The 26,237-nt window shown below is 63.2% G+C and carries 23 protein-coding genes; 10 read left to right on the forward strand and 13 right to left on the reverse strand.

What is annotated here, in order from left to right; genetic code table 11:
- Nucleotides 1-124 precede the first annotated feature (124 nt).
- The 6 genes from ABID19_RS19560 to ABID19_RS19585 all read right to left on the reverse strand — a co-directional run bounded on the left by ABID19_RS19560 (nucleotide 125) and on the right by ABID19_RS19585 (nucleotide 5,480).
- Entirely contained in the window at nucleotides 125-2,179 is a 2,055-nt protein-coding gene (locus tag ABID19_RS19560) for a M3 family metallopeptidase (protein WP_354492577.1), read from the reverse strand.
- A gap of 96 nt (nucleotides 2,180-2,275) precedes the next feature.
- Nucleotides 2,276-2,686 carry a nuclear transport factor 2 family protein gene (locus tag ABID19_RS19565; RefSeq protein WP_354492578.1) on the reverse strand — a complete coding sequence of 137 codons (411 nt, stop codon included), beginning with the start codon at nucleotides 2,684-2,686 and terminating at the stop codon, nucleotides 2,276-2,278.
- A 9-nt stretch (nucleotides 2,687-2,695) separates the two neighbouring features.
- Entirely contained in the window at nucleotides 2,696-3,340 is a 645-nt protein-coding gene (locus tag ABID19_RS19570; protein WP_354492579.1) for a carbonic anhydrase, read from the reverse strand.
- Nucleotides 3,341-3,506: 166 nt separating this feature from the next.
- Complete coding sequence (locus ABID19_RS19575) at nucleotides 3,507-4,343, reverse strand: DUF429 domain-containing protein (protein WP_354492580.1); 837 nt, start codon at nucleotides 4,341-4,343, stop codon at nucleotides 3,507-3,509.
- Entirely contained in the window at nucleotides 4,340-5,224 is an 885-nt protein-coding gene (pdxY, locus tag ABID19_RS19580) for a pyridoxal kinase PdxY (protein WP_354492581.1), read from the reverse strand. Before pdxY ends, ABID19_RS19575 begins: the two co-directional genes overlap by 4 nt.
- Nucleotides 5,225-5,231: 7 nt before the next feature.
- On the reverse strand, nucleotides 5,232-5,480 hold the full coding sequence (locus ABID19_RS19585; RefSeq protein ID WP_354492582.1) for a hypothetical protein: 249 nt from the start codon (nucleotides 5,478-5,480) through the stop codon (nucleotides 5,232-5,234).
- A gap of 164 nt (nucleotides 5,481-5,644) precedes the next feature.
- Here ABID19_RS19585 and ABID19_RS19590 point away from each other — a divergent pair, with 164 nt between their 5' ends.
- The 5 genes from ABID19_RS19590 to ppa all read left to right on the forward strand — a co-directional run bounded on the left by ABID19_RS19590 (nucleotide 5,645) and on the right by ppa (nucleotide 9,219).
- Nucleotides 5,645-6,283, forward strand: coding sequence for a LemA family protein (locus ABID19_RS19590; protein WP_354493000.1), 639 nt, complete (start codon nucleotides 5,645-5,647; stop codon nucleotides 6,281-6,283).
- A 218-nt stretch (nucleotides 6,284-6,501) separates the two neighbouring features.
- A complete protein-coding gene (locus ABID19_RS19595; protein WP_354493001.1) occupies nucleotides 6,502-7,299 on the forward strand; it encodes a TPM domain-containing protein in 798 nt (265 codons plus the stop codon).
- 8 nt (nucleotides 7,300-7,307) lie between these two features.
- The gene (locus ABID19_RS19600) at nucleotides 7,308-7,946 is read left to right on the forward strand and encodes a TPM domain-containing protein (protein ID WP_352928464.1); all 639 of its coding nucleotides are present in this window, start codon (nucleotides 7,308-7,310) and stop codon (nucleotides 7,944-7,946) included.
- Nucleotides 7,947-8,065: 119 nt separating this feature from the next.
- Complete coding sequence (locus ABID19_RS19605; RefSeq protein ID WP_352928462.1) at nucleotides 8,066-8,572, forward strand: GNAT family N-acetyltransferase; 507 nt, start codon at nucleotides 8,066-8,068, stop codon at nucleotides 8,570-8,572.
- Between the two features lie 113 nt (nucleotides 8,573-8,685).
- Nucleotides 8,686-9,219, forward strand: coding sequence for an inorganic diphosphatase (gene ppa, locus ABID19_RS19610; protein ID WP_128241804.1), 534 nt, complete (start codon nucleotides 8,686-8,688; stop codon nucleotides 9,217-9,219).
- Nucleotides 9,220-9,466: 247 nt separating this feature from the next.
- Here the strand turns inward: ppa and ABID19_RS19615 are convergent, their stop codons facing one another.
- Nucleotides 9,467-10,060 carry a hypothetical protein gene (locus ABID19_RS19615; RefSeq protein ID WP_354492583.1) on the reverse strand — a complete coding sequence of 198 codons (594 nt, stop codon included), beginning with the start codon at nucleotides 10,058-10,060 and terminating at the stop codon, nucleotides 9,467-9,469.
- Between the two features lie 145 nt (nucleotides 10,061-10,205).
- The gene (locus tag ABID19_RS19620) at nucleotides 10,206-10,823 is read right to left on the reverse strand and encodes a TetR/AcrR family transcriptional regulator (protein ID WP_354492584.1); all 618 of its coding nucleotides are present in this window, start codon (nucleotides 10,821-10,823) and stop codon (nucleotides 10,206-10,208) included.
- Between the two features lie 77 nt (nucleotides 10,824-10,900).
- Here ABID19_RS19620 and ABID19_RS19625 point away from each other — a divergent pair, with 77 nt between their 5' ends.
- Nucleotides 10,901-12,184, forward strand: coding sequence for an MFS transporter (locus tag ABID19_RS19625; protein ID WP_354492585.1), 1,284 nt, complete (start codon nucleotides 10,901-10,903; stop codon nucleotides 12,182-12,184).
- A 279-nt stretch (nucleotides 12,185-12,463) separates the two neighbouring features.
- The gene (locus tag ABID19_RS19630; RefSeq protein ID WP_354492586.1) at nucleotides 12,464-14,032 is read left to right on the forward strand and encodes an alkaline phosphatase D family protein; all 1,569 of its coding nucleotides are present in this window, start codon (nucleotides 12,464-12,466) and stop codon (nucleotides 14,030-14,032) included.
- A 119-nt stretch (nucleotides 14,033-14,151) separates the two neighbouring features.
- Here ABID19_RS19630 and ABID19_RS19635 read toward each other — a convergent pair whose 3' ends face one another.
- A complete protein-coding gene (locus ABID19_RS19635; RefSeq protein WP_354492587.1) occupies nucleotides 14,152-14,430 on the reverse strand; it encodes a hypothetical protein in 279 nt (92 codons plus the stop codon).
- A gap of 200 nt (nucleotides 14,431-14,630) precedes the next feature.
- Here ABID19_RS19635 and typA point away from each other — a divergent pair, with 200 nt between their 5' ends.
- Nucleotides 14,631-16,460 (forward strand): translational GTPase TypA, encoded by a 1,830-nt coding sequence (gene typA, locus ABID19_RS19640; RefSeq protein WP_354492588.1) that lies wholly within the window; start codon nucleotides 14,631-14,633, stop codon nucleotides 16,458-16,460.
- Nucleotides 16,461-16,512: 52 nt separating this feature from the next.
- Here typA and ABID19_RS19645 read toward each other — a convergent pair whose 3' ends face one another.
- On the reverse strand, nucleotides 16,513-17,136 hold the full coding sequence (locus tag ABID19_RS19645; RefSeq protein ID WP_354492589.1) for a DUF1062 domain-containing protein: 624 nt from the start codon (nucleotides 17,134-17,136) through the stop codon (nucleotides 16,513-16,515).
- A 394-nt stretch (nucleotides 17,137-17,530) separates the two neighbouring features.
- On the opposite strand from ABID19_RS19645, the gene ABID19_RS19650 reads away from it, so the two are divergent.
- Nucleotides 17,531-18,145: a LysE family translocator gene (locus ABID19_RS19650; RefSeq protein WP_354492590.1), complete on the forward strand. Its 615-nt coding sequence runs from the start codon at nucleotides 17,531-17,533 to the stop codon at nucleotides 18,143-18,145.
- Nucleotides 18,146-18,154: 9 nt separating this feature from the next.
- Here the strand turns inward: ABID19_RS19650 and ABID19_RS19655 are convergent, their stop codons facing one another.
- The 3 genes from ABID19_RS19655 to ABID19_RS19665 form a co-directional block, all read right to left on the reverse strand.
- Nucleotides 18,155-18,478: a YciI family protein gene (locus tag ABID19_RS19655; protein WP_354492591.1), complete on the reverse strand. Its 324-nt coding sequence runs from the start codon at nucleotides 18,476-18,478 to the stop codon at nucleotides 18,155-18,157.
- Between the two features lie 241 nt (nucleotides 18,479-18,719).
- Nucleotides 18,720-20,546, reverse strand: a complete 1,827-nt coding sequence (locus ABID19_RS19660) for an aromatic amino acid ammonia-lyase (RefSeq protein WP_354492592.1) — start codon at nucleotides 20,544-20,546, stop codon at nucleotides 18,720-18,722.
- 138 nt (nucleotides 20,547-20,684) lie between these two features.
- Nucleotides 20,685-21,248 carry a peroxidase-related enzyme gene (locus tag ABID19_RS19665; protein ID WP_354492593.1) on the reverse strand — a complete coding sequence of 188 codons (564 nt, stop codon included), beginning with the start codon at nucleotides 21,246-21,248 and terminating at the stop codon, nucleotides 20,685-20,687.
- Between the two features lie 138 nt (nucleotides 21,249-21,386).
- On the opposite strand from ABID19_RS19665, the gene ABID19_RS19670 reads away from it, so the two are divergent.
- The gene (locus ABID19_RS19670) at nucleotides 21,387-26,195 is read left to right on the forward strand and encodes an NAD-glutamate dehydrogenase (RefSeq protein WP_354492594.1); all 4,809 of its coding nucleotides are present in this window, start codon (nucleotides 21,387-21,389) and stop codon (nucleotides 26,193-26,195) included.
- The last annotated feature ends 42 nt before the right edge of the window (nucleotides 26,196-26,237 follow it).

Raw genomic sequence — 26,237 nt, forward strand, 5'->3', positions numbered from 1 at the left:
TGGAAAGCTTGGTTCCTCGCCCCCACAAAGTGGGGGAGAGGTGGCTCGGCGAAGCCGAGACGGAGAGGGGGAGCGCCATATGCGATTGCCCTGCCACGAGGGGGGAGATTGGCAGCTTCGGCGTTCAGACCAGCCCGCGCTTGGCCATCATCGCTTCGGGCGAAGGCATCTTGCCGCGGAAGGCGGTGTAGAGTTCTTCCGGGTCCTTCGAGCCACCCGCGGCATAGATGTTCTTCCTGAGCCGCTCGGCCAGCGCCGGATTGAATGGGTCGCCGGTTTCCTCGAAGGCGGCGAAGGCGTCGGCGTCGAGTACCTCCGACCACATGTAGGAGTAGTAGCCGGCCGAATAGCCGTCGCCGGAAAATATGTGGCCGAATTGCGGGGTGCGATGGCGCATGGAGATGGTGTCGGGCATACCGAGCTTTTCGAGCGTTTCGGCTTCGAAACGAAGCGGCTGGTCCGGCGCATCCGGCCGCGCATGGTAGGCCATGTCGACCAGCGCCGACGCAGTGAATTCGACTGTGGCGAAGCCGGCGCCGAAGGTGCGCGCGGCCAGCATCTTGTCGACCAGCGCCTTCGGCATCGGCTTGCCGGTCTTCACATGCAGCGCATGCTTTTCCAATACCGCCGGCACCGTCAGCCAGTGCTCGTAGAGCTGTGATGGCAGTTCGACGAAATCGCGGCTGACCGAGGTGCCGGCGACCGAAGGCCAGGTGACGTCGGTCAACATGCCATGCAGCGCATGACCGAATTCGTGGAACAGGGTCTTTGCCTCGTCGACCGACAACAGCGCTGCCTCGCCTTCCGGCGGCTTGGCGAAATTCATGATGTTGTAGATGATGGGCTTGGAGCCATGGCCAAGCTTGTAGCCGGATTTCAGCGCGCTCATCCACGCGCCGGAGCGCTTCGAGGGCCGCGCGAAATAATCGGCCAGGAACAGTCCGCGCTCGCTGCCATCGGCATTTTTCACTACGAAAACACGGGCGTCCGGGTGCCAGGTGGCAATGCCTTTCTTCTCCTCGAAGGTGATGCCGAACAATCGTGTCGCAACGTCGAAACAGGCGTCGATGACGCGGTCGAGCTGCAGATAGGGCTTCAACTCGGCCTCGTCGAAAGCGAATTTCTCGGCGCGCAGCTTCTCCTGATAGAAGCGCCAGTCCCAGGCCGCGAATTCTTCGTTACTGCCGGCCTCGGCCGCCAACCGCTGCAATTCCGCCTGGTCGCTTGCAGCCTTTTCCAAGGCTTTTTCCCAGACCGGGTCGAGCAGCATATGCACCGCCTCCGGCGTTTTCGCCATGGTGTCGTCGAGCTTCAGCGCGGCGAAGGAGGCGTAGCCGAGCAGCTTCGCCTTTTCGGCGCGCAGGCGCAGCATGTCGCGCACCACGGCTGTGTTGTCGCTGGCGCCGCCATTCTGGCCGCGCATGGTAAAGGCGCGGAAGGCGATCTCGCGCAGGTCGCGGCGTTCGGAGAAGGTCGAGAACGGCTCGTAGATCGAGCGCGACAAAGTGACGGCATAGCGGCCCTTCTGGCCGCGCATCTCGGCGGCCTCCGCCATCGCGCTTTTCAGGAATTCCGGCAGGCCGGCAAGGTCGGCCCCGTCAAGAAACAGTGCCCAGTCGCGCTCGTCGGCTAACAGGTTCTGGCCGAAAGTGGTGCCGAGCGACGACAGTTCCTCATTGATCGCCGCCAGCCGCTTCTTGCCCTCGGCGTCGAGCTTGGCGCCGGAGCGGACGAAGCTTTTCCAGGTCTTTTCCAGCACCCGCAGCGTCTCGGCATTGAGCTTCAGCGCCTCCCGGCGCTGGTAGAGGTCGTCGATGCGGGCAAACAGCCTCTCATTCATCGAGATCGCCGAGAAATGCCTGGACATCTTTGGCGAGATCTCGCGCTCCAGCGCCTGGATCGCTTCGTTGGTGTGGGCGCCTGCCCGGCACCAGAAGATCGACGATACATGGTCGAGCGCCTCGCCGCCAAGCTCGAGCGCCGCGAGTGTGTTCTCGACGGTTGGCGTCTCGGCATTGCCTGATATTGCCTCGATCTCGGCCTCATGCGCCTTCAATGCCGCATCGAAAACCCCGGAAAAATCGCCGTCGCCGATGCGGGTGAAATCGGGCAGGCCGAGCGGCCCTTGCCAAGTGGTCAGCGGATGGGCGGCGAGGTCGACGGCTTTTGTGGACGGCATGGACAAATCTTTCGCTGAGATGGCTGTAGAGGCAGGGCGGGATCATCACCGATGTAAGGCGCTGGCTTGCCGCACGCAATATCGCGGCTGGCCCGCTCAATAGCCGTCGCAGTTTTCCGCGATCGCCGCCTGCGAACTGGCGGTGATGCGGTTGTCGGCGATCGCGAAGGTTTCCTGCATCAGCATGTCGTTTTTGGGAAAATCATAGCAGGCGATCACCGTGGTGACGCCACCCTCGGTCTTCTCGATCCGATGCCGGATTTCAGCCCCGGCGACAGCGCCTTTCCATTCGTCGATCGCGGCGATGAACTCCTGCTTGGTCTGGACGACGCCGAGGTCATCGAGTTTTATCCGGACGTCGTCGGCGAGCAGGTCCGACAATTCCGTGCGATCGGCGACCAGCAGCGCCGCATACCAGCGCCCGATGAGCGCGCCGTCATCGGCGCGGGCGGACATGACTGAAAACAGCAGCGCCGTTACGGCGAAGGCGATCGGACGGCATGCCATGCAATCCTCCTATGAGATTTCCGGCCGCTCGAAGTCACCGGTGTCCTTGTTCATCACCCAGAGCTCGCCGGTCGAGATGTCGAACCAGGCGCCATGCAGCGACAGCCGTCCCTTGCCTTCCAGGATCGAGACGCAGGGGAAGGTCCTGAGGTTGGCGATCGAATAGCGGATCGAAATGCGCTCCAGCGCGGTCTGGCGCTCCGTGGCCGTCATGAAGGTGCTGGAGGAGACGGTCTCGGCCGCCGGTGCAATCAGGCTCATCCATTTGCCGATGAAGTCGCCGGGCGACAGCGGCGCGGAATTAGGATCGAGTGCTGCGCGGATGCCGCCGCAGCGACCATGGCCCATCACCACGATGTTCTTCACCTTGAGGCTCTGCACGGCGAATTCGAGCGCCGCGGAGGTCGAGTGGAACTGGTCATCGGGTGCATAGGGCGGCACCAGATTGCCGACATTGCGCAGCACGAAGAGTTCGCCGGGGCCGGCGTCGAAGATCGCCTCGGGAGCCGCGCGGGAGTCGCAGCAAGCGATTATCATTGTTTCGGGTGACTGGCCCTCGCGAGCGAGCGAGCGATAGCGTCCGCTTTCTGCGAGATAGCGGCCGCTCATGAAATTTTGGTAGCCGGTGAGTAGATGGTCAGGGAGATGAGGCATGGGCAGCGTCTGGAGCCTTTCCGGGTTGGGCGGCAGCTCTTTAAGTCAGGAAGGCTCTAGCGGCAAAAGCCGGTCGCGAGCAATGCCGAATTGCACAGGACTGCAATTGCCATGCTGGAAAGCTCCTCTCATTCGGCCTTCGCCCGATGCGGTTGCCTCAGCAAATTCATGCCCAAATGGCGACAGGAATGCCAAAACGATCGGCGAGCGGCGGATCCGGAAACGGCCTTGCCTCACCGCTGGCGATGCGGCCAGCGATCAGCATCATCACCGCGGCGTCGAGAAAGTCGTCGGCAGCGGCGCCTCGCGGCGGCGACCGATCGAGAAAGGCCCTGGTATAACCGCGCCGGCAAAGCAGCGCCTTGCGCTCCGCCATACCGGCCGGGTTGACGGCGCCTTTGATCTTTTTCGGCAAGTGCATTGCCTGATCGTTATTCAGCCGGCAGAAGGCGACCTCCGGATGCGATTCGAACACGCGGCTGCGCAGTTCGGGACGCGCGATCAGCACGGCATCGATCTCGCGGATCTTGGCGAAGATGCCAAAGGCCTGGATCGAGACGCCACGCGGCGGATCGGAGGTCGCCTTCGCCACTTCACTTGCCCGGCGATGGGCGGCATACCAGGCCTCGATCGTGGTGAAGCCATCTGTGTGCGCGTAAAGCGCCGCACGCGAAGGGATGCGGAAGACGCTGGATTGCCTGTTACCGAGCAGCGGCCGCACCAGCGCCTCCGGCCCGCGTCCGCCTCTTTGCGAAAGGTCGGGCAGGCCGATCGGCATGTCGATGGCGACCATCGCATCGGCCGGCAATGCGTCGAGAAGTGCTGCGAAGCTTGGAAAAACCGCTACCGAGGGTGCTGCGTCGGGGTTACGAAGTATCGAACCGGGGTTACGAGGTGTCGAACCGGGGTTACGAGATGTCGAACCGGGATCGCGGCAAACGGCGATCCAGCCGGCCTTGCAGCCGTCGACGCCGACAAGCGCGACATTTTTGGCAAAAGTCACGCCCTTTTGTCCCGCCCCGGATGCAGGAGATGGCGAAGCTGCACCATCGCCATCGGGTGCGACAGGCTCTGTGCATCGGTTTCGAGCTGCAATTCGTCGCCGCCGCGCTTAGCGGTGCGCGCCAGGATCTCGTAAACCGCCGCCGTGGTCGACTGCAGCGCCTTGATCGCCGGCTGGCCGGATAGGATGCGCGCCAGATAGACGGCCGCGGTCAGGTCGCCGAGCCCATTGGGCGGCTTGTCGATGAGGCGATGCTCGGCCAGCAACGCCTGGTTGCCGTTGAGCAGCAGATTGCCGGTGCCGCCGGCCATCATCGCCGGCGCCGAAGTGACCAGCATGGTCGCTGGCCCGGCATGAAGGGCGGCCGTCATCACCGCTTTCAGGTCGGGCAGCGGCGCTCCCGCCATCCATTCCAGCTCGTAGCGGTTGGGCGTGGCGACGTCGGCGATCGGCATCAGCCGGTCGCGCATGGCGCGGGCGGTGGTCTCGGGCACATAAAGCCCACCCGAATCGCCCATCACCGGGTCGCAGATATAGACGGCATCCGGCGTCTTCGCTTTGACCGCGCCAACCAGCGAGGCGACGGCGTCGGCCTGGCCGCCTTCACCGAGATAGCCGGACAGCACCGCGCCGACCTCGCCCAGCCACGGCGCGCGCTCGAGATCGGCCATCAGCGCCTTGAATTGATCGAGCGGCGGCACGATGCGCGTCGCCCGTCCATGGCCGGGATGCCAGGGCAGGATGACGGTCGGCACCGCCCACACCGGAAAGCCCAGCGTCTCGAGTGCAAAGACCGCGGCGCGGTTGCCGACCGAGCCGCGCGCGACATGGCTGGAGATGACGATGACCGCGCGCGGCGCGTCGTGTTCTTCGGTGTTCACGGGATTCCTAACTTTGGGTGATGAAAAGCACGAGCCAGATCAACAAACCAATGGCGATAAAGAGCCCTAGCGCCCGGCCAATGCGCGTGCCCCAATATTCGATCGGGTCCGACCGGTCGGCATCCACTGCTGCGACGTGATCGCGCGCGCCCTTCGCGGCTCCGCTAGTGAACGAGGTGCCGCCCGGATCGGTCTCACGTGCCACGCGCTCGATGATGCGGCGCGATTCGTCGTCGCTGTCCTGGCGTCCGGCCATGGCGAATGTCCTGTTTTCGCGGCGACTTTAACCCGTTCGCCCGGCCAATCACAGGGCCTTGCAGCGAATGATAAAGAACCAGTAACGCTTCCACGCGGAGGTCATGTTCTTGCGCGTGGATTGTGGTAATGCTTCGCCTGTCAGTCTTCTTGAGGGATCTTACCATGCTTGCCCAGCGTCTTTCCTCTCCTTTCGTCTTCCGCAATCTGCCAGCCTTGCTGATGATGGCGATCGTGCTGCCGCTGCTTGCCGGCTGCGGTTACAACACCATCCCGACGGCGGAGGAAAACGCCAAGGCCGCATGGAGCCAGGTGCTGAACCAGTACCAGCGCCGCGCCGATCTCATTCCCAATCTGGTCGAAACGGTCAAGGGCTATGCCGCGCACGAGAAGGATACGCTCGATGCCGTGGTCGAGGCGCGCGCCAAGGCGACGCAAGTGACGGTGACGCCGGAAACGCTGAGCAATCCGGAGGCCATCAAGAATTTCCAGGACAGCCAGGCCGGCCTGACCAGCGCGCTGTCGCGGCTGCTGGCTGTGGTGGAGAATTACCCCGACCTCAAGGCCAACCAGAATTTTCTGGCGCTGCAGGCGCAGCTGGAAGGCACCGAAAACCGCATCGCGGTCGCCCGCCGCGACTATATCCAGGCGGTGCAGGAGTACAATCTGACGCTGAAGACCTTCCCATCGATCATCTGGGCGACCTTGTGGTTCCGCGGCAACCAGCCGTTCGCCAACTTCACCATCGAAGAAGACAAGATGCAGACGCCGAAGGTCGATTTCGGCACGACGCAGGGCGGGTGATCGGCACTTAGTGAGCGCAGTTTCTATTGACCTTGTACTCCGTCGCGCCCCCCTCTGCCCTACCGGGCATCTCCCCCACTTGGGGGGAGATTGGCAGCTTTGGCCTCACCGCCCATTCTGCAACGTTGGAGGTTGGCGAAAACAGCCGTGACAGCCGATCTCCCCCCAAGTGGGGGAGATGTCCGGCAGGACAGAGGGGGGCGCGAAGGAACACCAGCCTGGTATTCCTGTTTGTCGTTCTAAGCCTTCTCTTCCTCCCTCTCGCCGCGCTTGCCGCCGAATTGCCTGCGCTGACCGGGCGCGTGGTCGACAATGCCGGCATCCTCGATGCCGCGACCGAGGCGGCGCTGACCCGGAAGCTTGCGGATTTCGAAGCCAAGGGCTCGGACCAGATCGTCGTCGCCACCGTCCCCAGCCTCGACGGCGAGGAGATCGAGCCCTACGCCAACCGGCTGTTCCGCGCCTGGAATCTCGGCCAGGCCGGCGAGGACAATGGCGTGCTTTTGCTGGTGGCGCCGAACGACCGCAAGATGCGCATTGAGGTCGGCTACGGGCTGGAAGGCACGCTGACTGATCTGCACACCAAACTGATCATCGAAAACGACATGGTGCCGGCCTTCCGCGCCGGCGATTTCTCCGGCGGCATAGTCAAGGCCGTCGACGACATGATCATGGTGCTGGAAGGCAATCCCGAAGAGCTGGAAGCGCGCGGGACCCGCAACCAGCAGGCGCCGTTCAACGCCGACGATCTCTTCGTCACGGTATTCATCGCCATCTGGGCGATCATCTTCTTCGGCAGCATCGCCGCCTCCATCCTGCCGCCGATCTTCGGCCAAAAGATCGGACCTGGCCGCTATCGCTGGCTGGGCATGACTTTCGAGCCGAGCCGGCGGTCGTCCAGCGGTTGGTCTGGCGGCGGTTGGTCGTCGGGCGGGGGAGGCTGGTCGTCCGGCGGTGGCGGCTTTTCGGGCGGCGGCGGCTCGTCCGGTGGTGGTGGCTCTTCGGGAAGCTGGTGAGAGACAACATGGCGACACGACCGATCAGCCCTGAGGATCATGACCGCATCGCCGAAGCGATCCGCGCCGCCGAGACAAAGACCGACGGCGAAATCTACTGCGTGGTGGCCTATGCCAGCGACGGCTATTTCTTTCCGGCCGCCTTCATGGCCACGCTGGCCATGCTCGTCGTAAGCCTCGCGGTCAGTTACGGGCTGGAAGTGTGGTGGCTGTCGATCCGCTTACCGCATTTCGTCATTGCGCAGCTCCTGGCGATGGCCTCGGTGCTCGTTCTGTTGTGGGCGCTGCCCGGCTTGCGCATCCATCTGGTGCCGAGACGGCTGCGCTACCAGGCCGCGCACGCCAATGCGATAAAGCAGTTCCTTGCCCGCAACGTCCATCGCACCACGGCGCGCACCGGCGTGCTGGTCTTCGTCTCGATTGCCGAGCGCTACGCCGAAGTGGTCGCCGATAGCGGCATCGACAGCCGTGTCGGCCAGGATGTCTGGGACAGTGTCGTCCGCGACCTTACCGCGCATGCCGGCGACGATCGTCTCGCCGATGGCTTCATCAAGGCAATCGAAGCGACGGGCGCGGTGCTGGCCGAGCATTTCCCGGTCTCGGCCGGCGACAGCAACGAGCTCGACGATCATCTGGTCGAAATCTGAGTTCGTTACGAACGGGGTTCATTCAGCGTTCAACGGCACCTCGATGGCCTGTGCGAAAGCCTGGGAGCCGCTGACCGGACTCTTGCAATCGGGCGATGCGGGTTTATGGTTAACCAATCATGAACACGCTGAGCATCGACATCAGGAAAGCCGAGCCGCGCGACGCAAGCGCCATCGCCGACGTGCACCTGCTGGCCTGGAGCGGCGCCTATGCCGGCATCATCCCGCACCGCACGCTGACATCGATGATCAACCGCCGCGGCGCCGACTGGTGGGCGAACGCCATCCGTCGCGCCGCCACCGTTCTGGTCGTCGAGATCGGCGGCAAGATCGCCGGCTACGCCACGATCGGCAAGAACCGCGCCCGCGAGCTCAAGCAGCAGGGCGAGATCTACGAACTTTACGTGCGCCCGGAATATCAGGGCATCGGGCTCGGCAGTCGGCTACTCTCAGCCGCACGAGCGCGATTGGCCGACCACGGGCTGAAGGGGATGGTGGTGTGGGCGCTGGAGGACAATCAGAACGCACTCACCTTCTATGCCGGCGCCGGTGGCCGCGACGTCGCCGAGGGCGTCGAGATCTTCGAGCAGAAGGCCCTGAAGAAGGTCGCCTTCGTCTGGGAATGACGGCTCAACACGCCTCCCGCTAAAGCCCTCAGTCTGTCTTCAGTACCATTCGCCGCATTGCACCATGCGCCGCCGCCCGCTATCGGTCTCCAATCGAAAGAGGGACAAAAACCATGCGTATCGAAGCCATAGCCATCGGAAAGAACCCGCCGGAGGACGTCAACGTCATCATCGAGGTGCCGATCGGCGGCGAGCCGATCAAGTACGAGATGGACAAGGAGGCCGGCACGCTGTTCGTCGACCGCTTCCTGCACACCTCGATGCGCTATCCCGGCAATTACGGCTTCGTGCCGCACACGCTGTCGGGCGACGGCGACCCGATCGACGTGCTGGTCTGCAATACGCGCGCGCTGGTGCCGGGCTGCGTCATCAATGTGCGGCCGATCGGCGTGCTGGTGATGGAAGACAATTCCGGCCAGGACGAGAAGGTCATCGCGGTGCCTTCGCCCAAGCTGACGCTACGCTACCAGAACGTCACCGAATACACGCAGCTGCCTGACATCACGCGCGATCAGGTTCAGCATTTCTTCGAGCACTACAAAGACCTCGAACCCGGCAAATGGGTCAAGATCGAGGGTTGGCACGATGCCGCCTACGCCAAGAAGATGATCGTCGAGGCGATCGAGCGGGCGAAGGCGAGCAAGTAGGCCAAGGCCCGAAGGACGAACGATGGGCCGTCGCAACCGTTGAGGTTGGCCAAAGCCCCTCAGCCTCGTCATCCTGGGGCGGAGCAAGGAGCGTAGCGACGCAGCGCAGACCCCTGGATCCATTCCGTGACGTCAAAGTGCCGCTACGGTGCAGAATTCTGGTCCGCTGCGCACTTCGGTTGATGTCACGGAATGGATCCCAGGGTCTGCGCTCCGCTTCGCGTCGCTCCGCCCAGGGATGACGAAGTCAGTTATCGACGCGCCCGAAGGCTGGGACGTCGCCGACCGTCACGCGCATGTCCGTGCCACAGACGAAGCTCCGCGCCTTCTCGTCGGCGAGCTTGCGCGCCTCATCGTTGGCGGCCGGATTGCCGGTGGCCAGCACCAATGCGACCGTACAGCCCTCATACTTCTCCGGCTGGGAGACCTTGGCGACGACCAGCACCTCGGTCGATTTGTTCTCGTCCTCGGGATTGCTGATCGAGCGGCGGTGGATGACGGCGAAGGGAACGGCGAGATCGCCGTTCGTCTCGATGCGCCATTCGAGTTTGGGTCCAGCCGAATTGAAGCCGACGAAGCTCTCCCAGACCGTGGTCATGTCGCTGGACGGAAAACCATAGAAAAGCGATTCGCGCGCATCGTCGTAAGCGATCAGCACCGGGTAGCCGCGATAGCCCGAACAGGTGAGGCTCGCCCAGTCGCCATCGCCTTCCTCTGCCTGCGCATAGGTCACACAGTCCTTCTTCGCGTCGAGATCGGTGTAGGCGCTGGAAATATCGCCGGCCTGGGCAGCCTGGCTGAGGGCGGCGAGGGCAAGCGGGATCATCAAAAGAGCACGCATCGCAGGCAACTCCGTTTCGGGCTGCCGCAGCGTATCGCATGACCGCGAAAATCGAAACCGATTTCGGAAAGGATCATGCGCAGAATCAAAGTGTTACAGCGTCCTTTGCGCGTCCGAAAGGACGCGCGGCGCTGTAATCCAAACGCTATTTCTTCAAGCTCGCTTCGATCAGGAGGTCGGCGTTGCGGGCGACGGATTTCGCCGGTCCGCCGGCGCCGAACAGCTGCCCGCTGATATAGGCGCCCTCGATCAGAAGCAGCAGCCCGTCGCCCAGCGTATCGGCGTCGCCGGCACCCATCGCCGCCGCCATGGCGCGCAGGCGTCTTCGCAATTCCTGCTTGTTGGCCTCGCTCACCACGCGGGCCGGATGGCCGTGCTCGGGATATTCGACGGCCGCATTGGTCATGCCGCAGCCCCGGTAATCGGGTTTTTGCGTGCGCTTGCCGATGCGGGTCAGGAAAGCGGCGATCTGCGCGCGCGGATCGCCGGGATGGGCAGCCACCGCCTCGTCGAAGCGGGCCCAGAACTCGAGGTCGTATTGCCGCAGATAGGACGCCGCCAATTCGTCCTTGGAGGGAAAGCTGCGATAGAGGCTGGGCTTGGTGACGCCGGCACGCCGTACGATCTCGTCGACGCCGATTGCCCTGATGCCTTGCCGATAGAACAGGTCGCGGGCCACGCGAAGGATTTTCTCGCCGGCCCTCGGCAAGGCTAACGCGCGAGGGTCCTTGATGGACGTTTCAATATTTTTGTCCGATGGCATGCAACAACTCGCTTGACAATGTTACTGACCGGTACGTATTGATGGCCTCAAGCAATTGCAACGTACCGGTCAGTAACATGATAGCTCAATCTCGCCCGTTTGGCCAGCGCTACGCTTTCGTCGTGGTCGCCGTCATTTTCCTCTGCCTGTTGATCGCAGCAGGTCTCCGGTCGGCACCGTCGGTCATGATGCTGCCGCTGGAGGAGAGTTTCGGCTGGCGGCGCGATGTCGTCTCGCTCGCCGCGGCGATTGGCATCTTTCTCTACGGCCTGACCGGGCCGTTTGCCGCGGCACTGATGGAACGGATCGGGCTGCGCCGCACGCTACTGGCTTCGCTGGTGGTGATGTCGGGCTCGACGGCGCTCAGCCTGTTGATGACCGAGCCGTGGCACCTGCTTCTCACCTGGGGCGTGTTTTCGGGCGTCGGTTCCGGCGCGGTCGCCACGGTGCTTGGCGCCACCATCGTCAACCGCTGGTTCAAAACCAATCGCGGCCTAGTGATGGGATTGATGTCGGCCTCCGCCGCCACCGGCCTGCTGGTGTTCCTGCCGCTGCTCGCCGCGCTCGCTCAATGGGGCGGCTGGAAGCCGGTCGCCATCGCCATCGCGGTCGCCACTGCCTGTCTGGTGCCGCTGGTATGGCTGCTGGTGCCGGAGCGTCCGGCTTCTATCGGCATGGTGCGCTACGGCGCTGACGCCGACGACGTGCCGCCGGTTCCGCCGGCCTCGCAGGGCAATTTCCTCTCGCACACGCTCAGCACGCTGCGCCGTGCCGCCGGCACCCGCGTGTTCTGGTATCTGTTTGCCACCTTCTTCATCTGCGGCTTCACCACCAATGGACTGGTCGGCACGCACCTGATCGCGTTTTGCGGCGACATGGGCATCGGCCAGGTGCAAGCCGCCGGCCTGCTGTCGCTGATGGGCATCTTCGACCTGATCGGCACGACGCTGTCGGGCTGGCTCACCGACCGCTTCGATCCCCGCAAGCTGCTCGGCGTCTATTATGCGATCCGCGGCCTGTCGCTGATCTATCTGCCCTATTCCGGTTTCTCGTCGACCAGCCTGATCATCTTTGCCGTGCTCTACGGATTGGACTGGATCGCCACCGTGCCGCCGACACTCAGACTGTCGAACGAGGCGTTCGGCGACCGCAGCGGGCCGATCGTCTTCGGCTGGATCGTCGCCGGCCACCAGGTGGGTGCGGCGACCGCCGCTTTCTTCGGCGGCACCATGCGTGAATTGCAGGGCAATTACGAGCTTGCCTTCCTCATAGCCGGCATGACGGCAATAGCCGCAGCCTGTATCTCGCTGTTGATCAACACCAGTAGGCCGGCATTCGACCCGGAACCGCAAGCGGCTTAAGGTGTGACGGCTGAGCGCTAATCTCCCCCCTCGAGGGGGAGATGGCCGCGAAGCGGCCAGAGGGGGTCGGTCCGACCGGGCTCGGCCCCATATTGCAGACGCATGAGGTCGGCGCTCCACGCGAGACGACCCCCTCTGTCGCCTCCGGCGACATCTCCCCCTCGAGGGGGGAGATCGCCTGCTTGTCGATTGTCAGAAAACCTTCATGGTTTCGAGATGCGGCTGAAACATTGACCCTGGAGCTTGGCGGCGACGTTCAACGCCATCCAGGAGACAGCCATGAACAAGATTTCGCGCCGCGCTTTCGTCACGTCGGCGAGCGCCATTGGCCTCGTCGGCGCCTCGGGCCTCGCGCTGCCCTACTATTCGCGCGCCAATCAGCGGCCGGCATTCACCCATGGCGTCCAGTCCGGCGACGTCGACGCAACCAGCGGCATGATCTGGACGCGCACCGATCGCCCGTCGCGCGTCATGTTCGAAGTCTCCTCGACCGAGAATTTCGCCAACGCCGTCCGCCTTGCGCCGCTCGATACCTCGCCGGCAAGCGACTACACGGTGAAGCGGCTGCTCACCGACCTCGCCTCCGATCAGGACATCTTCTACCGCATGACAGCGGCCGATCTCGCCGACATCAACGCCGTCTCCGAGCCGATCGTCGGCCGTTTCCGCACGGCGCCGGCCTCGAAGCGCAATATCCGGTTCGCCTGGTCGGGCGACACCGCCGGCCAGGGTTGGGGCATCGACGAAACCGGCATGAAGACCTACGCCACGATCGGCAAGCATACGCCCGACTTCTTCCTGCATTCCGGCGACACCATCTATGCCGACGGCCCGATGAAGGACGAGGCGGACCTGCCCGGCGGCGGCAAGTGGAAGAATACTGTTCTCATCGACGAAAAGCGCAAAGTTGCCGAGACGCTGGACGAGTACCGGGGTCAGTGGAAGTACAATCTGATGGACAGGAACGTGCTGGGGCTCAACGCCATCTGCCCGACCTTCTACCAGTGGGACGACCACGAGGTGGTGAACAACTGGTCGGATTCGAAGGACCTGAGCGCCGACGACCGCTACTCGGAAAAATCCATTCATGTGCTGGCAGCACGCGCGGCACGCGCCTTCCACGAGATGACGACGATCCGCTACGAGCCGTCGGAACCCGGCCGGGTCTATCGCAAGATCGCCTATGGGCCGTTGCTCGACATGTTCTTCCTCGACATGCGTTCCTATCGCGGCGCCAATGGCCCTGGCATGCAGGATACGGTGACGCCGCAATCGCGCCTCCTCGGCGAGCAGCAGACGAAGTGGCTGAAGCGCGAACTGGCAAATTCCAACGCGACCTGGAAAGTCATCGCCGCCGACATGCCACTCGGTCTCGTCGTCTGGAACGACGCCACGGAGAAGGCCGGCGCCGAAGCCGTCAGCAATGGCGACAATGGCCCGGCCAAGGGCCGCGAACTGGAAATTGCAGACCTTCTTCGCTATATAAAGAACGCTGGCATCAGCAACACCGTCTGGTTAACCGCCGACGTGCATTACACGGCGGCGCATTACTACAATCCAGACAAGGCGCAGTTCCAGGACTTCAATCCGTTTTGGGAATTCGTCTCGGGTCCGCTCCATGCCGGCACGTATGGACCCAATGATTTCGATATGACCTTCGGTCCGGAGCTGAAATTCATCAAGGCGCCGACAGCCGAGCAGGGGCAGAACCTGCCGCCGTCAGCCGGCCTGCAGTTCTTCGGCCTCGTCGACATCGACGGCGCCACCGAACAGATGACGGTGCGGCTGATGGATCGCGACGACCACGAACTCTACAAGATGACGCTCGATCCGGTGCGATCGGCGTGAGGAGCCATCCTCGGGCGGAGAAACGCGAAGCGGAGCGCAGATCCAAAGTCCCAGGCGTCGAAGCGCGGCGTCGCTTCGCTCTTGCTACGCTCCGGGATGACGACTGCGGACGGCGGCAGTCAGTCCGGATAGCAGACGGTTGGAATCTCGGGCCAGACCGCGCTGTCGCAGCCGGCGTTTTCCTGCCTCTGCTTGAAAGCGGCGCTGACCGGTCCGGTCACCACCGGGTCGACGCCATCGGGAGCATCGGCAAAGCGCTGTTCCGCCAGACGCGTATCGGACGGCAGGGCAAAGCCTGCTTCCAGCGTCGCGGCCGAGTGCGCCGCGCCAGCCGCAAGGAGGACGGCGAGGGCAGCCCATGCGAGGATTGGCCGATATCCGATGCCCGTTTTGCTCATGAAATTTGAACTGTCCCGACCGCGAAAGGTTCCGCTTTGGTTAATAAATCCATTTCACACCAAGACGCTTAAGATTTGGTGACCATGTATTTGGTGGCACGCCTCCTCTTTCGCAATTGCGAAAAACCCTGTATGAGCCGCCCAACCGAAAGAGGCAGCGCCTTTTGGCCTGCTGCCTGCAACGCTCCCGAGACCACAACATGAAAATTCGTAATATCGCGATCATCGCGCACGTCGACCATGGAAAAACCACCCTCGTCGACCAGCTTCTGAAGCAGTCCGGCTCGTTCCGCGACAACCAGCGCGTCGCCGAACGTGCCATGGATTCCAACGACCTCGAAAAAGAACGCGGCATCACCATCCTGGCCAAGGCGACCTCGGTCGACTGGAAGGACACCCGCATCAACATCGTCGACACCCCCGGCCACGCCGATTTCGGCGGTGAAGTCGAGCGCATCCTGTCGATGGTGGACTCGGCCATTGTGCTGGTCGATGCCGCCGAGGGGCCGATGCCACAGACCAAATTCGTCGTCGGCAAGGCGCTCAAGGTCGGATTGAAGCCGATCGTCGTCATCAACAAGATCGACCGGCCGGACGCCCGCCATGTCGAGGTGGTCAACGAAGTGTTCGACCTGTTTGCGGCGCTCGACGCGACCGACGAACAGCTCGACTTCCCGATCCTCTACGGTTCAGGCCGCGACGGCTGGGTCTCGGAAAACCCTGAAGGTCCGAAGGACCAGGGCCTGTCGCCGCTATTCGACCTCGTTATCAAGCATGTGCCGGCGCCGACCGTTCATCCCGGCCCGTTCCGCATGATCGGCACCATTCTGGAGGCCAACCCGTTCCTCGGCCGCATCATCACCGGCCGCATCGAATCCGGCACGCTGAAATCCAACCAGGCGGTCAAGGTGCTGCACCACGACGGCACCCAGGTCGAAACCGGCCGTATCTCGAAGATCCTGGCTTTCCGCGGGCTCGAGCGCCAGCCGATCGACGAGGCGCAGGCGGGCGATATCGTCGCCATTGCAGGCCTGTCGAAGGGCACCGTCGCCGACACGTTCTGCGACCTGTCGGTGACTGAGCCGCTGCATGCGCAGCCGATCGATCCGCCGACCGTGACGATGTCGTTCCTCGTCAACGATAGCCCGCTGGCCGGCACCGAGGGCGACAAGGTGACCAGCCGTGTCATCCGCGACCGCCTGCTGCGCGAGGCCGAAGGCAATGTCGCGCTGAAGATCGAGGAATCGCCTGATAAGGATTCGTTCTTCGTCTCAGGGCGCGGCGAATTGCAGCTTGCCGTGCTGATCGAGACGATGCGCCGAGAAGGGTTTGAGATTGCCGTGTCGCGTCCGCGCGTCGTCATGCAGCAGGGCGAGAACGGCGAATTGCTGGAGCCGGTCGAGGAAGTCGTTATCGACGTCGACGAGGAGCATGCCGGTGTCGTCGTGCAGAAGATGTCGGAGCGCAAGGCCGAGATGGTCGAATTGCGGCCGTCAGGCGGCAACCGCCAGCGCATCGTCTTCCACGCACCGACGCGTGGCCTGATCGGCTATCAGTCGGAACTGTTGACCGACACGCGCGGCACCGCTGTCATGAACCGGCTGTTCCATGCCTACGAGCCCTACAAGGGTGAGCTGCCGGGCCGCACCAACGGCGTGCTGATCTCCAATGAACAGGGTGAATCGGTGGCCTATGCCATGTGGAACCTGGAAGACCGCGGCCCGATGGTCATCGATCCGGGCGTCAAGGTCTATCAGGGCATGATCATCGGCATCCATAGCCGCGACAACGACCTCGAGGTGAACGTGCTGAAGGGCAAGAAGCTGACCAACATCCGCGCCGCCGGCAAGGATGAGGCGGTGAAGCTGACGCCGCCGATCCGCATGACGCTGGAACGCGCGCTGGCCTGGATCCAGGACGACGAGCTGGTCGAGGTGACGCCGAAGACGATCCGGCTGCGCAAGCTCTATCTCGACCCGAATGAGCGCAAGCGTTTCGAGAAGTCGGCGAAAGTGGTCGGCGCGGCGTAAGCTTTTTTCTCCGGAAACAATTGTCGAGGGAGGGAGCATTGCTCCCTCCCTTTTACCCGCCGGCGGCCGAGATAATGGCCTCGCGGTCGGATTCTGCGGCAAGATCGATCAGGATCGACGTTCCCTCGCGCGCCGGCTTGCGCAAGGCCTTGGCCTCGTCCAGACCGACGACCAGCAATCGCTTCTCTTCCCAAGCCTGAAGCCGCGATCGCGAGATACGGAGTTCGCTGGCGAGCAGCCGGTCGAGCCGCAAGGCTGTCGGCATCTCCAGCCCGAGTTGGAGTTCGAGAGCGGTGTTTCGCGGCCTGCCGCCGAGCACCTCCTTATGAACGGCTGCTTCAGGAAACTCCTCGACGCGCCCGATCCTGCTTCGCAGTGCGACAACATCGAAGGCATGGCGATGCGCCAGGGCGGGGTCGTTGCTTTCGAGCGCCTGCAAAAGCGCAGGCTCGATGTCGCGGCGGTTGCACCGCTCCAGAATGCCGAAATTCCAGGAATTTTCGCAATCGATGCAGCGGTAGATCAACCACGCATCGATGCGTTTGCCATTGGCGTTGACGCGGAATTTTCCGCTGCTGTGATAGGCCTTCAGGCCGCCGCAGCGGTTGCAGTTGATCAGAGGTCGAGGTGCGGTCTTGGGTGCGATCACCCAGCGGATACGCAGTATCGAAGACATGCCGAAAAGCCCTTCCCGTCGGGAAGTTCGTCAGATCGGCGATGTCGAGATGCCCATGCGGGCACGGCGTGGCGAGAGGCTGCGGCGATCGGGAATCAGGTGTCGCGGATGCTTGTGCGCGACAGCGGTTCAGCAGTGCCAAACCGGTCTCGAACCGCCACCCTGAAGAACACGTGATATGAAACAGAGGTCGCGAATGCGGCGCCCTGCATTGTGTCGGGGGAGTTGACGAGACCGGCGGTTACGTAGGCAAAATGAAGCTCGAAATTGTGTTGGGGCGCAACTTCTAGCCGTGGGGCGGCGAGCCGACAAGCCCTTTCCACTATCGATGCTACCGCTGCGGGGACAGTTGGGTTAATATCGATCGGTCAACTCCCAAGCAAAGATCCCGGTCATGCAGTTCACGTCGCTTCTGATCTTCGCCGCCGCTCTCTTCGTCGCCGCTGGCTCGCCTGGCCCCTCGATCGCTGCTTTGGTGGCGCGGGTCATCGCAAAGGGCTTTCGCGACGTGTTCCCGTTCCTGCTCGCCATGTGGATCGGCGAGGGCATCTGGCTGTCGCTGGCGGTGTTCGGGCTGGCGGTGGTGGCGCAGACCTTCCATCTCGCCTTTGTCGTGCTGAAATGGGTCGGCGTTGCCTATCTTGCCTACCTCGCCTGGAAGATGTGGACCGCCCCGGTCGAGGCGCGTGAGGGCGAGATGCCGCGCGAGGAGTCGGCCGTCAAACTGTTCTTTGCCGGCATGGCGGTGACGCTCGGCAATCCCAAGATCATGATGTTCTATCTGGCGCTGCTGCCGACCATCATCGATCTCGCCTCGGTAACGGTCGTCGGCTGGATCGAGCTGACGCTGACCATGGCTGTGGTTCTGGTCGCCATCGACCTCGGCTGGGTGCTTGCCGCGGCGCAGGCGCGGAAATTGCTGAAGAGCAGGCGGGCGATGAAGATCGCCAACCGCGTCAGCGCCGGCACCATGGCCGGCGCCGCGGCGGCGATCGCAGCGCGGTCCTGAGCCGGCGCGTCACATCATTTCGATGATTGGGGCGATCTCGACGCTGAAACCCGGATCCGTCAGGATAGGACAATCCTTGGCTTTGGCGACGGCATCGTCGATGTCGTTCGCTTCGATGATCGTGTAACCGGCGGTCGGATTGCTGCCGCCATTGTTCTCGACCTTGCCGCCGGGCAGCACGGTCTTCGACATGCCAACCGGATTGCCGCCGTCGACAACGGCCGAGCCAAGCTTGCCGTACCAGCCGTTCCAGGCATCCATCGCTGCCTGCCGCTCGGCCTCGCCGGTCGGCATCTTGCCCGAGCCGTGATAGACATAGAGAAACTTCGCCATGGTCTCCTCCGTTGATCGCGGCATCGAACCGGCATGCGGCACGCCGCATGGTGATCATCGGACCAAACCGGCAAACAAGCAACGAAAATGAGGACTATCTAATATACCGCGGGTTGGCGCGCTGCGGCCATGCCTCGTAGAGCCATCGTGTGATATTCACCATTTCGGCCGCACGGTTATAATCGTGCTTAAGCAGGTCCTGGGCCCTATCCATCCCGTTAGAACCGGGGCCGGAGCCCAGCTAATTGGGCAGCACGCCGGCCGTCGGTACCGTTGCACTCTTCGGTGCCTGCGGCCCACCCTGGTAGAATTTAGACGCGGGATTGTCCTGCATGAAGTCATAGGCAACCATGCCGAGCGGGCGCTTTTGCCGTTCGGCGGCCGGCTGGCGCCAAGGGATCAGCTGGCGGAGCGCTGCCAGAGCGGCAGTTGGCGCTTCGCCGAATTTCCGGCCCGGGTCCTGCGCCTTGCGCAGCTCCATCCAGTAGCTCGCCGTCAGCAGATCCTGCGCCAGAAGGTGAAACGACAGATCGACCGCCTGGCGGGCGCGTGCTGTCTTGATCCGCGTCTGAGCCTCCAGATCCTCGACTGTCGCGACGATGGCCTGTCCGGCAGGCGTCACCGGCGTGCCCATGCCGGCGAGTTCCTGCCACAAATCGGTTGCCAGATAGCCGTCGAAGGTGGGAATGTCCTTGCGTTCGTCAGCGTTCAGGACATCGGCGGGTTTGATCACGGTGAAGAACGGGTTGCGGAAGCGCTCGATGCGCTGGGCGACGGCAACCCCCAGATTGGTCAAGGCAATGGTGAAGGCCTCGACCTGGTTGGCCATCGGATACGGATCCCAGTTGGCGTTGGAGAAGATGTAGCCGGACTTGCCGTTACTCAGCGGCCCCCCCTTGATGTAGTATTTCATGAATTGCGGCGTGCTCAATTCCCAAGAGCTTTCGGGCGTCAGGCCAGGCAGGACGGCTGGATTGTGGTCGGAGGAATTGATGGACAGCAGCACGGAATCGCGTAGCTCGGCCCAGGACTGCCACGCCGAGCCCTGGCGCTGGCTCGAAGCCCGCATGCTTTCCGGATCCTGGATGATGCGGGCTGGATCCTCGTCAAACAGGTAGCTGCCCTTGATCATATTCATGATCCGGGCGGCGTCCCACGTCAGCCACTCGTAGGGCCGCATCGATTGCACCGGCACGGAGATCGGCGTGACGCTGGAATTCATACCGGTAAGGCCCATCGCGTAGCTGAGATCCGTCCACTCCAGGAGCTTTCGTGCATCCTCGACCAGCAGGACCGCCTGCGCCTGCGCATAGGCGTTGGTGCTGATGAGCGCCGCCTGGTCGGCCGCAAACGGCTCGAGCGGCTTCAATCCGGCTTCGGCAAGCGCCTGCGCCGCCGGCATGCGGACGCCGCGGTAATGGGCCTCGCCCTCGCCGACCATGGCGGCGGCGATGTTGCCCATCGTCGGGAGGTCGCCTTCTCCCAGCGTACCGCGCGATTGCACGACCGGCGTCACGCGCTTGTTCAGCATGTCGACAAGGCTGCGGGTCAGTTGCGGGCTTGCTGCCTCATAGGACATCGTGTTGGCCCGGATTGCCATGATGGCGCGTACCAGCGCTTCCTCGTCCATCTCGGGCCCATAACCGCGCGTCACGCCGCCCTTGAAGCGGGCCAACTGCTGGTCTTTCAGCAGTTTGGTGTTTTCGGGCGTGGTCGGATCGCCAGAGAAGATCACCGTTTCGCGCTGGTCGCCGGCGCCACGGTTGAACCAGTAGATCGTCACGCCTTCCGCCGCGCCCTGCAAAAGCAGGCCGTATGCATCGGCTGAACGCTGCAACGCTTCGGCGCTGAGCTCGACCTTCGCGCCGTTGCGCGCGATATCGACGACCTGTTCGATGGTCAGGTCGCGGCCGGTGAGCTTGATCGTCTTGCCGGCGGCGGTCTCGGTGATGGGCTGGTAGATTTGGGTCGCTTCGAAGGCGAGCGTTGGTGTCGCGACGAGCGCCCATGTCATGGTCAGGGCGCATAGAAAAATCTTGGGCGTATGAGCGGAAATTCGGTCCAGCATAACGGCTCCCATCTCTGAAGCTAGGTTTCAGGTACGAGTTTCACCCCCTGGAAATTTTGTTTCCTAGAAAACTAGCCGGCGGCGCCTGCCTGTCAAACGATTGTTGGCCCCAGGACCGATAGTGGGACCGCCGTGGCCCTATCGTGCCATCGCGTGGTATTCATCGTTCGGCCGCATGTCGACTGCCGCCGCCACCCGGTTCGACATGTTGAAGAAGGCGGCGGTTGAGGCGATGTCCCAGATGTCGCGGTCGGAAAAGCCGGCCTCGCGCAGCGCTGCCCGGTCGGTCTCGACGATCTTAGCCGGCTCTTCGGTCAGCTTCACCGCGAATTCGAGCATCGCAATCTGTTTCGCAGAAAGGTCGGCGGCGCGGAAATTCATCGCCATCATCTCGCCGAAGGCCGGGTCCCCGGAAAGCTGGCGTACCGCCGCGCCATGCGCGGTCAGGCAATAGTAGCAATGATTGATCGAGGAAACTGCCACCGCGATCATCTCACGCTCCAGCTTCGACAGGCCGGATTGGCCCAGCATCAGATCATTGTACATGTCGGTGAAGGCGCGCAGCTTCTTCTCGTCGAAAGCGTAGGCCAAGAGCACATTGGGAACGAGGCCGAGTTTCTCCTCGCATTTGGCGAAATAGGCTTTTGTCGCTTCGCTCAGCTCCGCGGTTGCGAGATCGAGTGCGGTGATTTTGTCCGTCATGGCGGATTTTCTCCTCATTTTCAGGCGACCGCAGGCGAATTCCGACATTTCGTCGCAAGCCGTCAAACCTTTGTCGCCAAATATCGGTCATCTGCTACCATAGTTGCAAAAGCATGTGACGGGAGGGAATTAGCGCCTATGGCCAGCCTGAAATCAGCAAGCCAGTTGAAAAAGATGAGCACGGCCAAGGGCAGCGAAAAGCCCGGCAGGCTTGCCGATTACCTGCTGGCACGAGCGCCGGCCGAAGATGTCGCCGCTTATGATGTCACCGACCTCGAACGCGCCGCCGATCTCGCCGGCCGCGCCGTAGCCCGTCACAAGAAGGGTGATTGCGTCGTCGCCATAGAGGTCGATTCCGGTGTTGTCCGCCAGGGCAGGCCGATGACCGTGATCACCGTCGTCAATGACAACATGCCGTTCCTGTTCGATTCCATCCTCGGCGAGATCACCGAGAGCGCCGGCGAACCGCTGCTGGTTACCCATCCGGTGATCGTCGTCAGGCACGGCAAGAGCGGCGTCGACGAAATCCTCGGCGATGGCGGCTTTGCCAAGGGCGATCATAGTCATGAACGGCTGAGCGTCATCCACGTCCATATCGGCCGTCTTTCGGCCGAGCAGGCCGAAGCATTGGCCGGGCGGCTGAAGAAGATATTGGAACAGGTGCGCGCCGCGGTCACCGACTGGAAGCCGATGCTGGCCCGCCTCGACCAAGCGATCTCGGAGTTCCGCTACGCTCCGGTGCCGCTCGACAAGGCCCATGTCACCGAAGCAATCGCCTTCCTCGAATGGCTGCGCGACGACAATTTCACCTTCCTTGGCATGCGCGAGTTCAAATACACCGGCGGCGAGAAGAGCGGCACGCTGGAGCGCACCGAAAAGCCCGGGCTCGGCATCCTCTCCGATCCCGACGTGCTGGTGCTGCGGCGCGGCACCGAAGCGGTGACGACGACGCCGGAAATCCGCGCCTTCCTGCACGGACCGGAACCGCTGATCGTCACCAAGGCCAACGCCAAATCGTCGGTGCACCGCCGCATCTATCTCGATTACATCGGCATCAAGACCTATACCGCCAAGGGCGTGCTTTCGGGCGAGTTGCGTATCGTCGGCCTGTTCACCTCGACCGCCTACACGCGCTCGGTGATGAAGATCCCTTATCTCAGGTCGAAAGCCGCAACCATCATCGCCAAATCCGGCTTCAACCCTGAAGATCATTCCGGCAAGGCACTGATCAACGTGCTGGAGAGCTATCCGCGCGACGAGCTGTTCCAGGTTCCGGTGCCGGTCCTGCGCAAGCACGCCGAAGCCCTTCTGGGGCTGATCGAGCGGCCACGGATCAGGGCGCTGGTGCGCGTCGACCAGTTCGACCGCTTCGTCTCGGTCCTCGTCTTCGTGCCGCGCGACCGCTATGACAGCATCGTACGCGAGAAGATCGGCACGTATCTGAAGACGGTGTTCGAAGGCCGGTTGTCGGCCTACTACCCCGCCTTTCCGGAAGGCGGACTGGCGCGCGTCCATTTCATCATTGGCCGCTCCGGCGGCAGAACGCCGAAGATCGAGCAGGCGACGATCGAGGCCGCGATCCGCGACATCGTGCGGACCTGGGACGATACGCTGCGTGAAGCCGCCGCCGAGACCGGCGCTGAGGCGGCGCTTACAACCATCGCCTCACGTTTCTCGGAAAGCTATCGCGACAGTTTTCCGCCGGCCGTAGCATTGGCCGACGCTGAACGCATATCGAGGATCAATGCCGACAATCCGATCGCCATCGACTATCACCGCCATGCTGACCAGAAGCCGCATCAGGCCGCGCTGAAGATCTACCATCACGGTGAGCCGGTGGCGCTTTCCAGGCGGGTACCGGTTCTGGAAAACATCGGCTTCCGTGTCATCAGTGAGCGCACCTTCGAGGTCGGCGACCAGACCTCAGGCATGATCAATAGTGATCAGCCGGGCATGGTCTTCATCCACGACATGGAGCTCGAAAACAGCTACGGCGAACCGATCGACCTTAGCGACGGCGGCGCGCTGTTCGAGGACGCCTTCCTTTCCGTCTGGCGCGGCGACATCGACAATGACGGCTATAACGGCCTTGCCCAGACGGCGGGGCTGTGGTCGAGCGAGGTCACCATCCTGCGCGCCTATGGCCGCTATCTGCAACAGGCCGGCATTCCGCAGAGCCAGGATTTCATTGCCGCCGCGCTCAACCGCTATCCCGACATCGCGCGGGGCCTGCATGCGCTGTTCGTCGCGCGCCTCGGACCGACGGCCGACACCGAAGGGCTGATCGCGGCCAAGCACCTCAAGGCCAAGATCAAGGATGCGTTGGAGGAGGTTCCCAACATCGATGACGACACAATCATCCGCCGCTACCTCAACCTGATTGAAGCCTCGCTACGCACTAATCATTTCGTTGCCGATTTGAAGGAGAAGGGCCAGTCGCTGGCGATCAAGCTCGATTCGCAGGCGGTTGACGGCCTGCCGGCGCCGCGGCCGTGGCGGGAGATCTTCGTCTACGGTTCCGAGGTCGAGGGCGTGCATCTGCGCTTCGGCCCGGTCGCCCGCGGTGGGTTGCGCTGGTCGGACCGCGCCCAGGATTACCGCACCGAGGTGCTCGGCCTGGTCAAGGCGCAACAGGTCAAGAACGCGGTGATCGTGCCGGTCGGCGCCAAGGGCGGCTTCTATCCGAAGAAGCTGCCGATGAGCGCCGGCCGCGACGCCATCTTCGAAGCCGGCACCTCGGCCTACAAGAACTTTGTCTCGAGCCTGTTGTCGATCACCGACAATATCGGCCTGGACGGCGTCATTCCGCCAGCCGGCGTGGTGCGGCGTGACCAGGACGATCCCTATTTCGTTGTTGCCGCCGACAAGGGCACGGCGACCTTCTCCGACACAGCCAATGCGATCAGCGAGAAGCATGGTTTCTGGCTCGACGACGCTTTTGCCAGCGGCGGCTCGGCCGGCTACGATCACAAGAAGATGGGCATCACCGCCAAGGGCGCCTGGGAAGCGGTCAAGCGGCATTTCCGCGAGATGAACCGCGACATCCAGACCACACCCTTCACCGTGGTCGGCGTCGGCGACATGTCGGGCGACGTGTTCGGCAACGGTATGCTCCTATCCGAGCAGACCCGGCTGATCGCCGCTTTCGATCATCGCGACATTTTCATCGATCCCGCTCCCGACACGGCGGCTTCGATGGCCGAGCGCCGGCGGATGTTCGCGCTGCCGCGTTCGAGCTGGCAGGATTATGACAAGACGAAGCTGTCGGAAGGCGGCGTCATCGTCTCGCGCGGTCAGAAGTCGATCACGCTGCCGCCGGCCGCGGCCGCGGCGATCGGCCTCGGCAAGACAACGGCCACGCCGGTTGAGATCATGAGCGCCATCTTGAAGGCGCCGGTCGACCTTTTATGGTTCGGCGGCATCGGCACGTATCTGAGGGCTTCGACGGAAACCAACCAGGAGGTCGGCGATCGCGCCAACGATGCTATTCGGGTGACCGCGCTCGACGTGCGCGCCAAGGTCATCGGCGAAGGCGCCAATCTCGGCGTGACGCAGCGGGCCCGCATCGAATTCGGGCTGAATGGCGGACGCTGCAATTCCGACGCGATCGACAATTCGGGCGGCGTCAACTGCTCCGACGTCGAGGTCAACATCAAGATCGCGCTGGCATCCGCCATGCGCAAGGGAGTGCTGACCCGCCCAGTGCGCAACAAGCTTCTTGCCGAGATGACCGACGAGGTGAGCGGGCTGGTGCTGTCCAACAATTACGAACAGACGCTGGCGCTGTCCCTTGCCCGCAAGCGCGGCCTTGCCGACATCGCCCATCAGAGCCGTTTCATGGCCGCGCTCGAGGCGCGCGGCCTGCTCGACCGCAATGTCGAAGCTCTGCCGTCGCCGGCAGCCCTTGCAGAGCGCGAGGCGCGCAGCGAGCCGTTGACCAGGGCTGAGCTCGGCGTGCTGTTGGCCTATGCCAAGATCGTGCTGTTTTCCGACATCGTCGCCAGCGACGTGCCGGACGATCCGCATTTCGACCGTGACCTGATGGGCTATTTTCCGGACCGTATGGCGAAGAAATACGCGGCCGAGATCCATGGCCATCGCCTGCGCCGCGAAATCATCGCCCGTGTCGTCGCCAACGATCTGGTCAATCGAGGCGGCCCATCCTTCGTCAACAGACTGCAGGAAGCGACCGGCCGCAGCGCGGCCGACGTGGTCCGGACCTTTGCGGTCGTGCGCGACGGCTTCGGCTTGCCGGCACTCTACCGCCAGATCGACGCGCTCGACAACCAGATCGACGGACAAGTGCAGCTCGATCTCTATCAGTCCGTTAGCCGGCTTACTTATGTGGCCAGCGGCTGGTATCTCAAAAACGATACCAGCACCGCACCGCTCGGCCAGCGGATCGGCGAACTGCAGGACGCGCGCAAAGCACTGGAGCCGAAGCTCGTTTCGCTGCTGCCGGCCTTCTCGCGCGAACGGATCGAGGAACGGCGGCATGGTCTGGCCAAGGGCGGCGCGCCCGAAAGCCTGGCCGAACAGCTGGCGCTGACCGATGTGGCTGGCCTCGTCCCCGACATCGCGCTGACCGCACGGACGGCGGATGCCGACATCGTCGTCGCCGCGAAGGCGTTTTTCGCGGTCAGCGACGCCTTCCGCATTCCGCGCGTCGAGGATGCGGCACGGTCGATCTCGCCGTCCGACTATTACGACCAATTGGCTCTCTCCCGCGCCACCGACACGATCGGCGCGGCCAGGCGCGGCATCGCGGTGGCGGCGCTGACCGGCCATGCCGAGGCGACGGACCCGGTTGCGGCATGGCTGGAGGCCGGCGGCGAACGGGTCGCGCGCATCCGCGAGCGGCTGCAGGCGCTGACCGAGGGCGGCGACATCACCGTGTCGCGGCTATCGGTGGCGTCGGGGCTGATCAGCGACCTGACGGGAATGTGAGAAGTCTTCGACATCGCGCGGGATTGCCGACAGGAACTGCGC

It is taken from the genome of Mesorhizobium robiniae (assembly GCF_040545535.1).
In the GTDB taxonomy this organism is placed as follows: Bacteria; Pseudomonadota; Alphaproteobacteria; order Rhizobiales; family Rhizobiaceae; genus Mesorhizobium; species Mesorhizobium robiniae.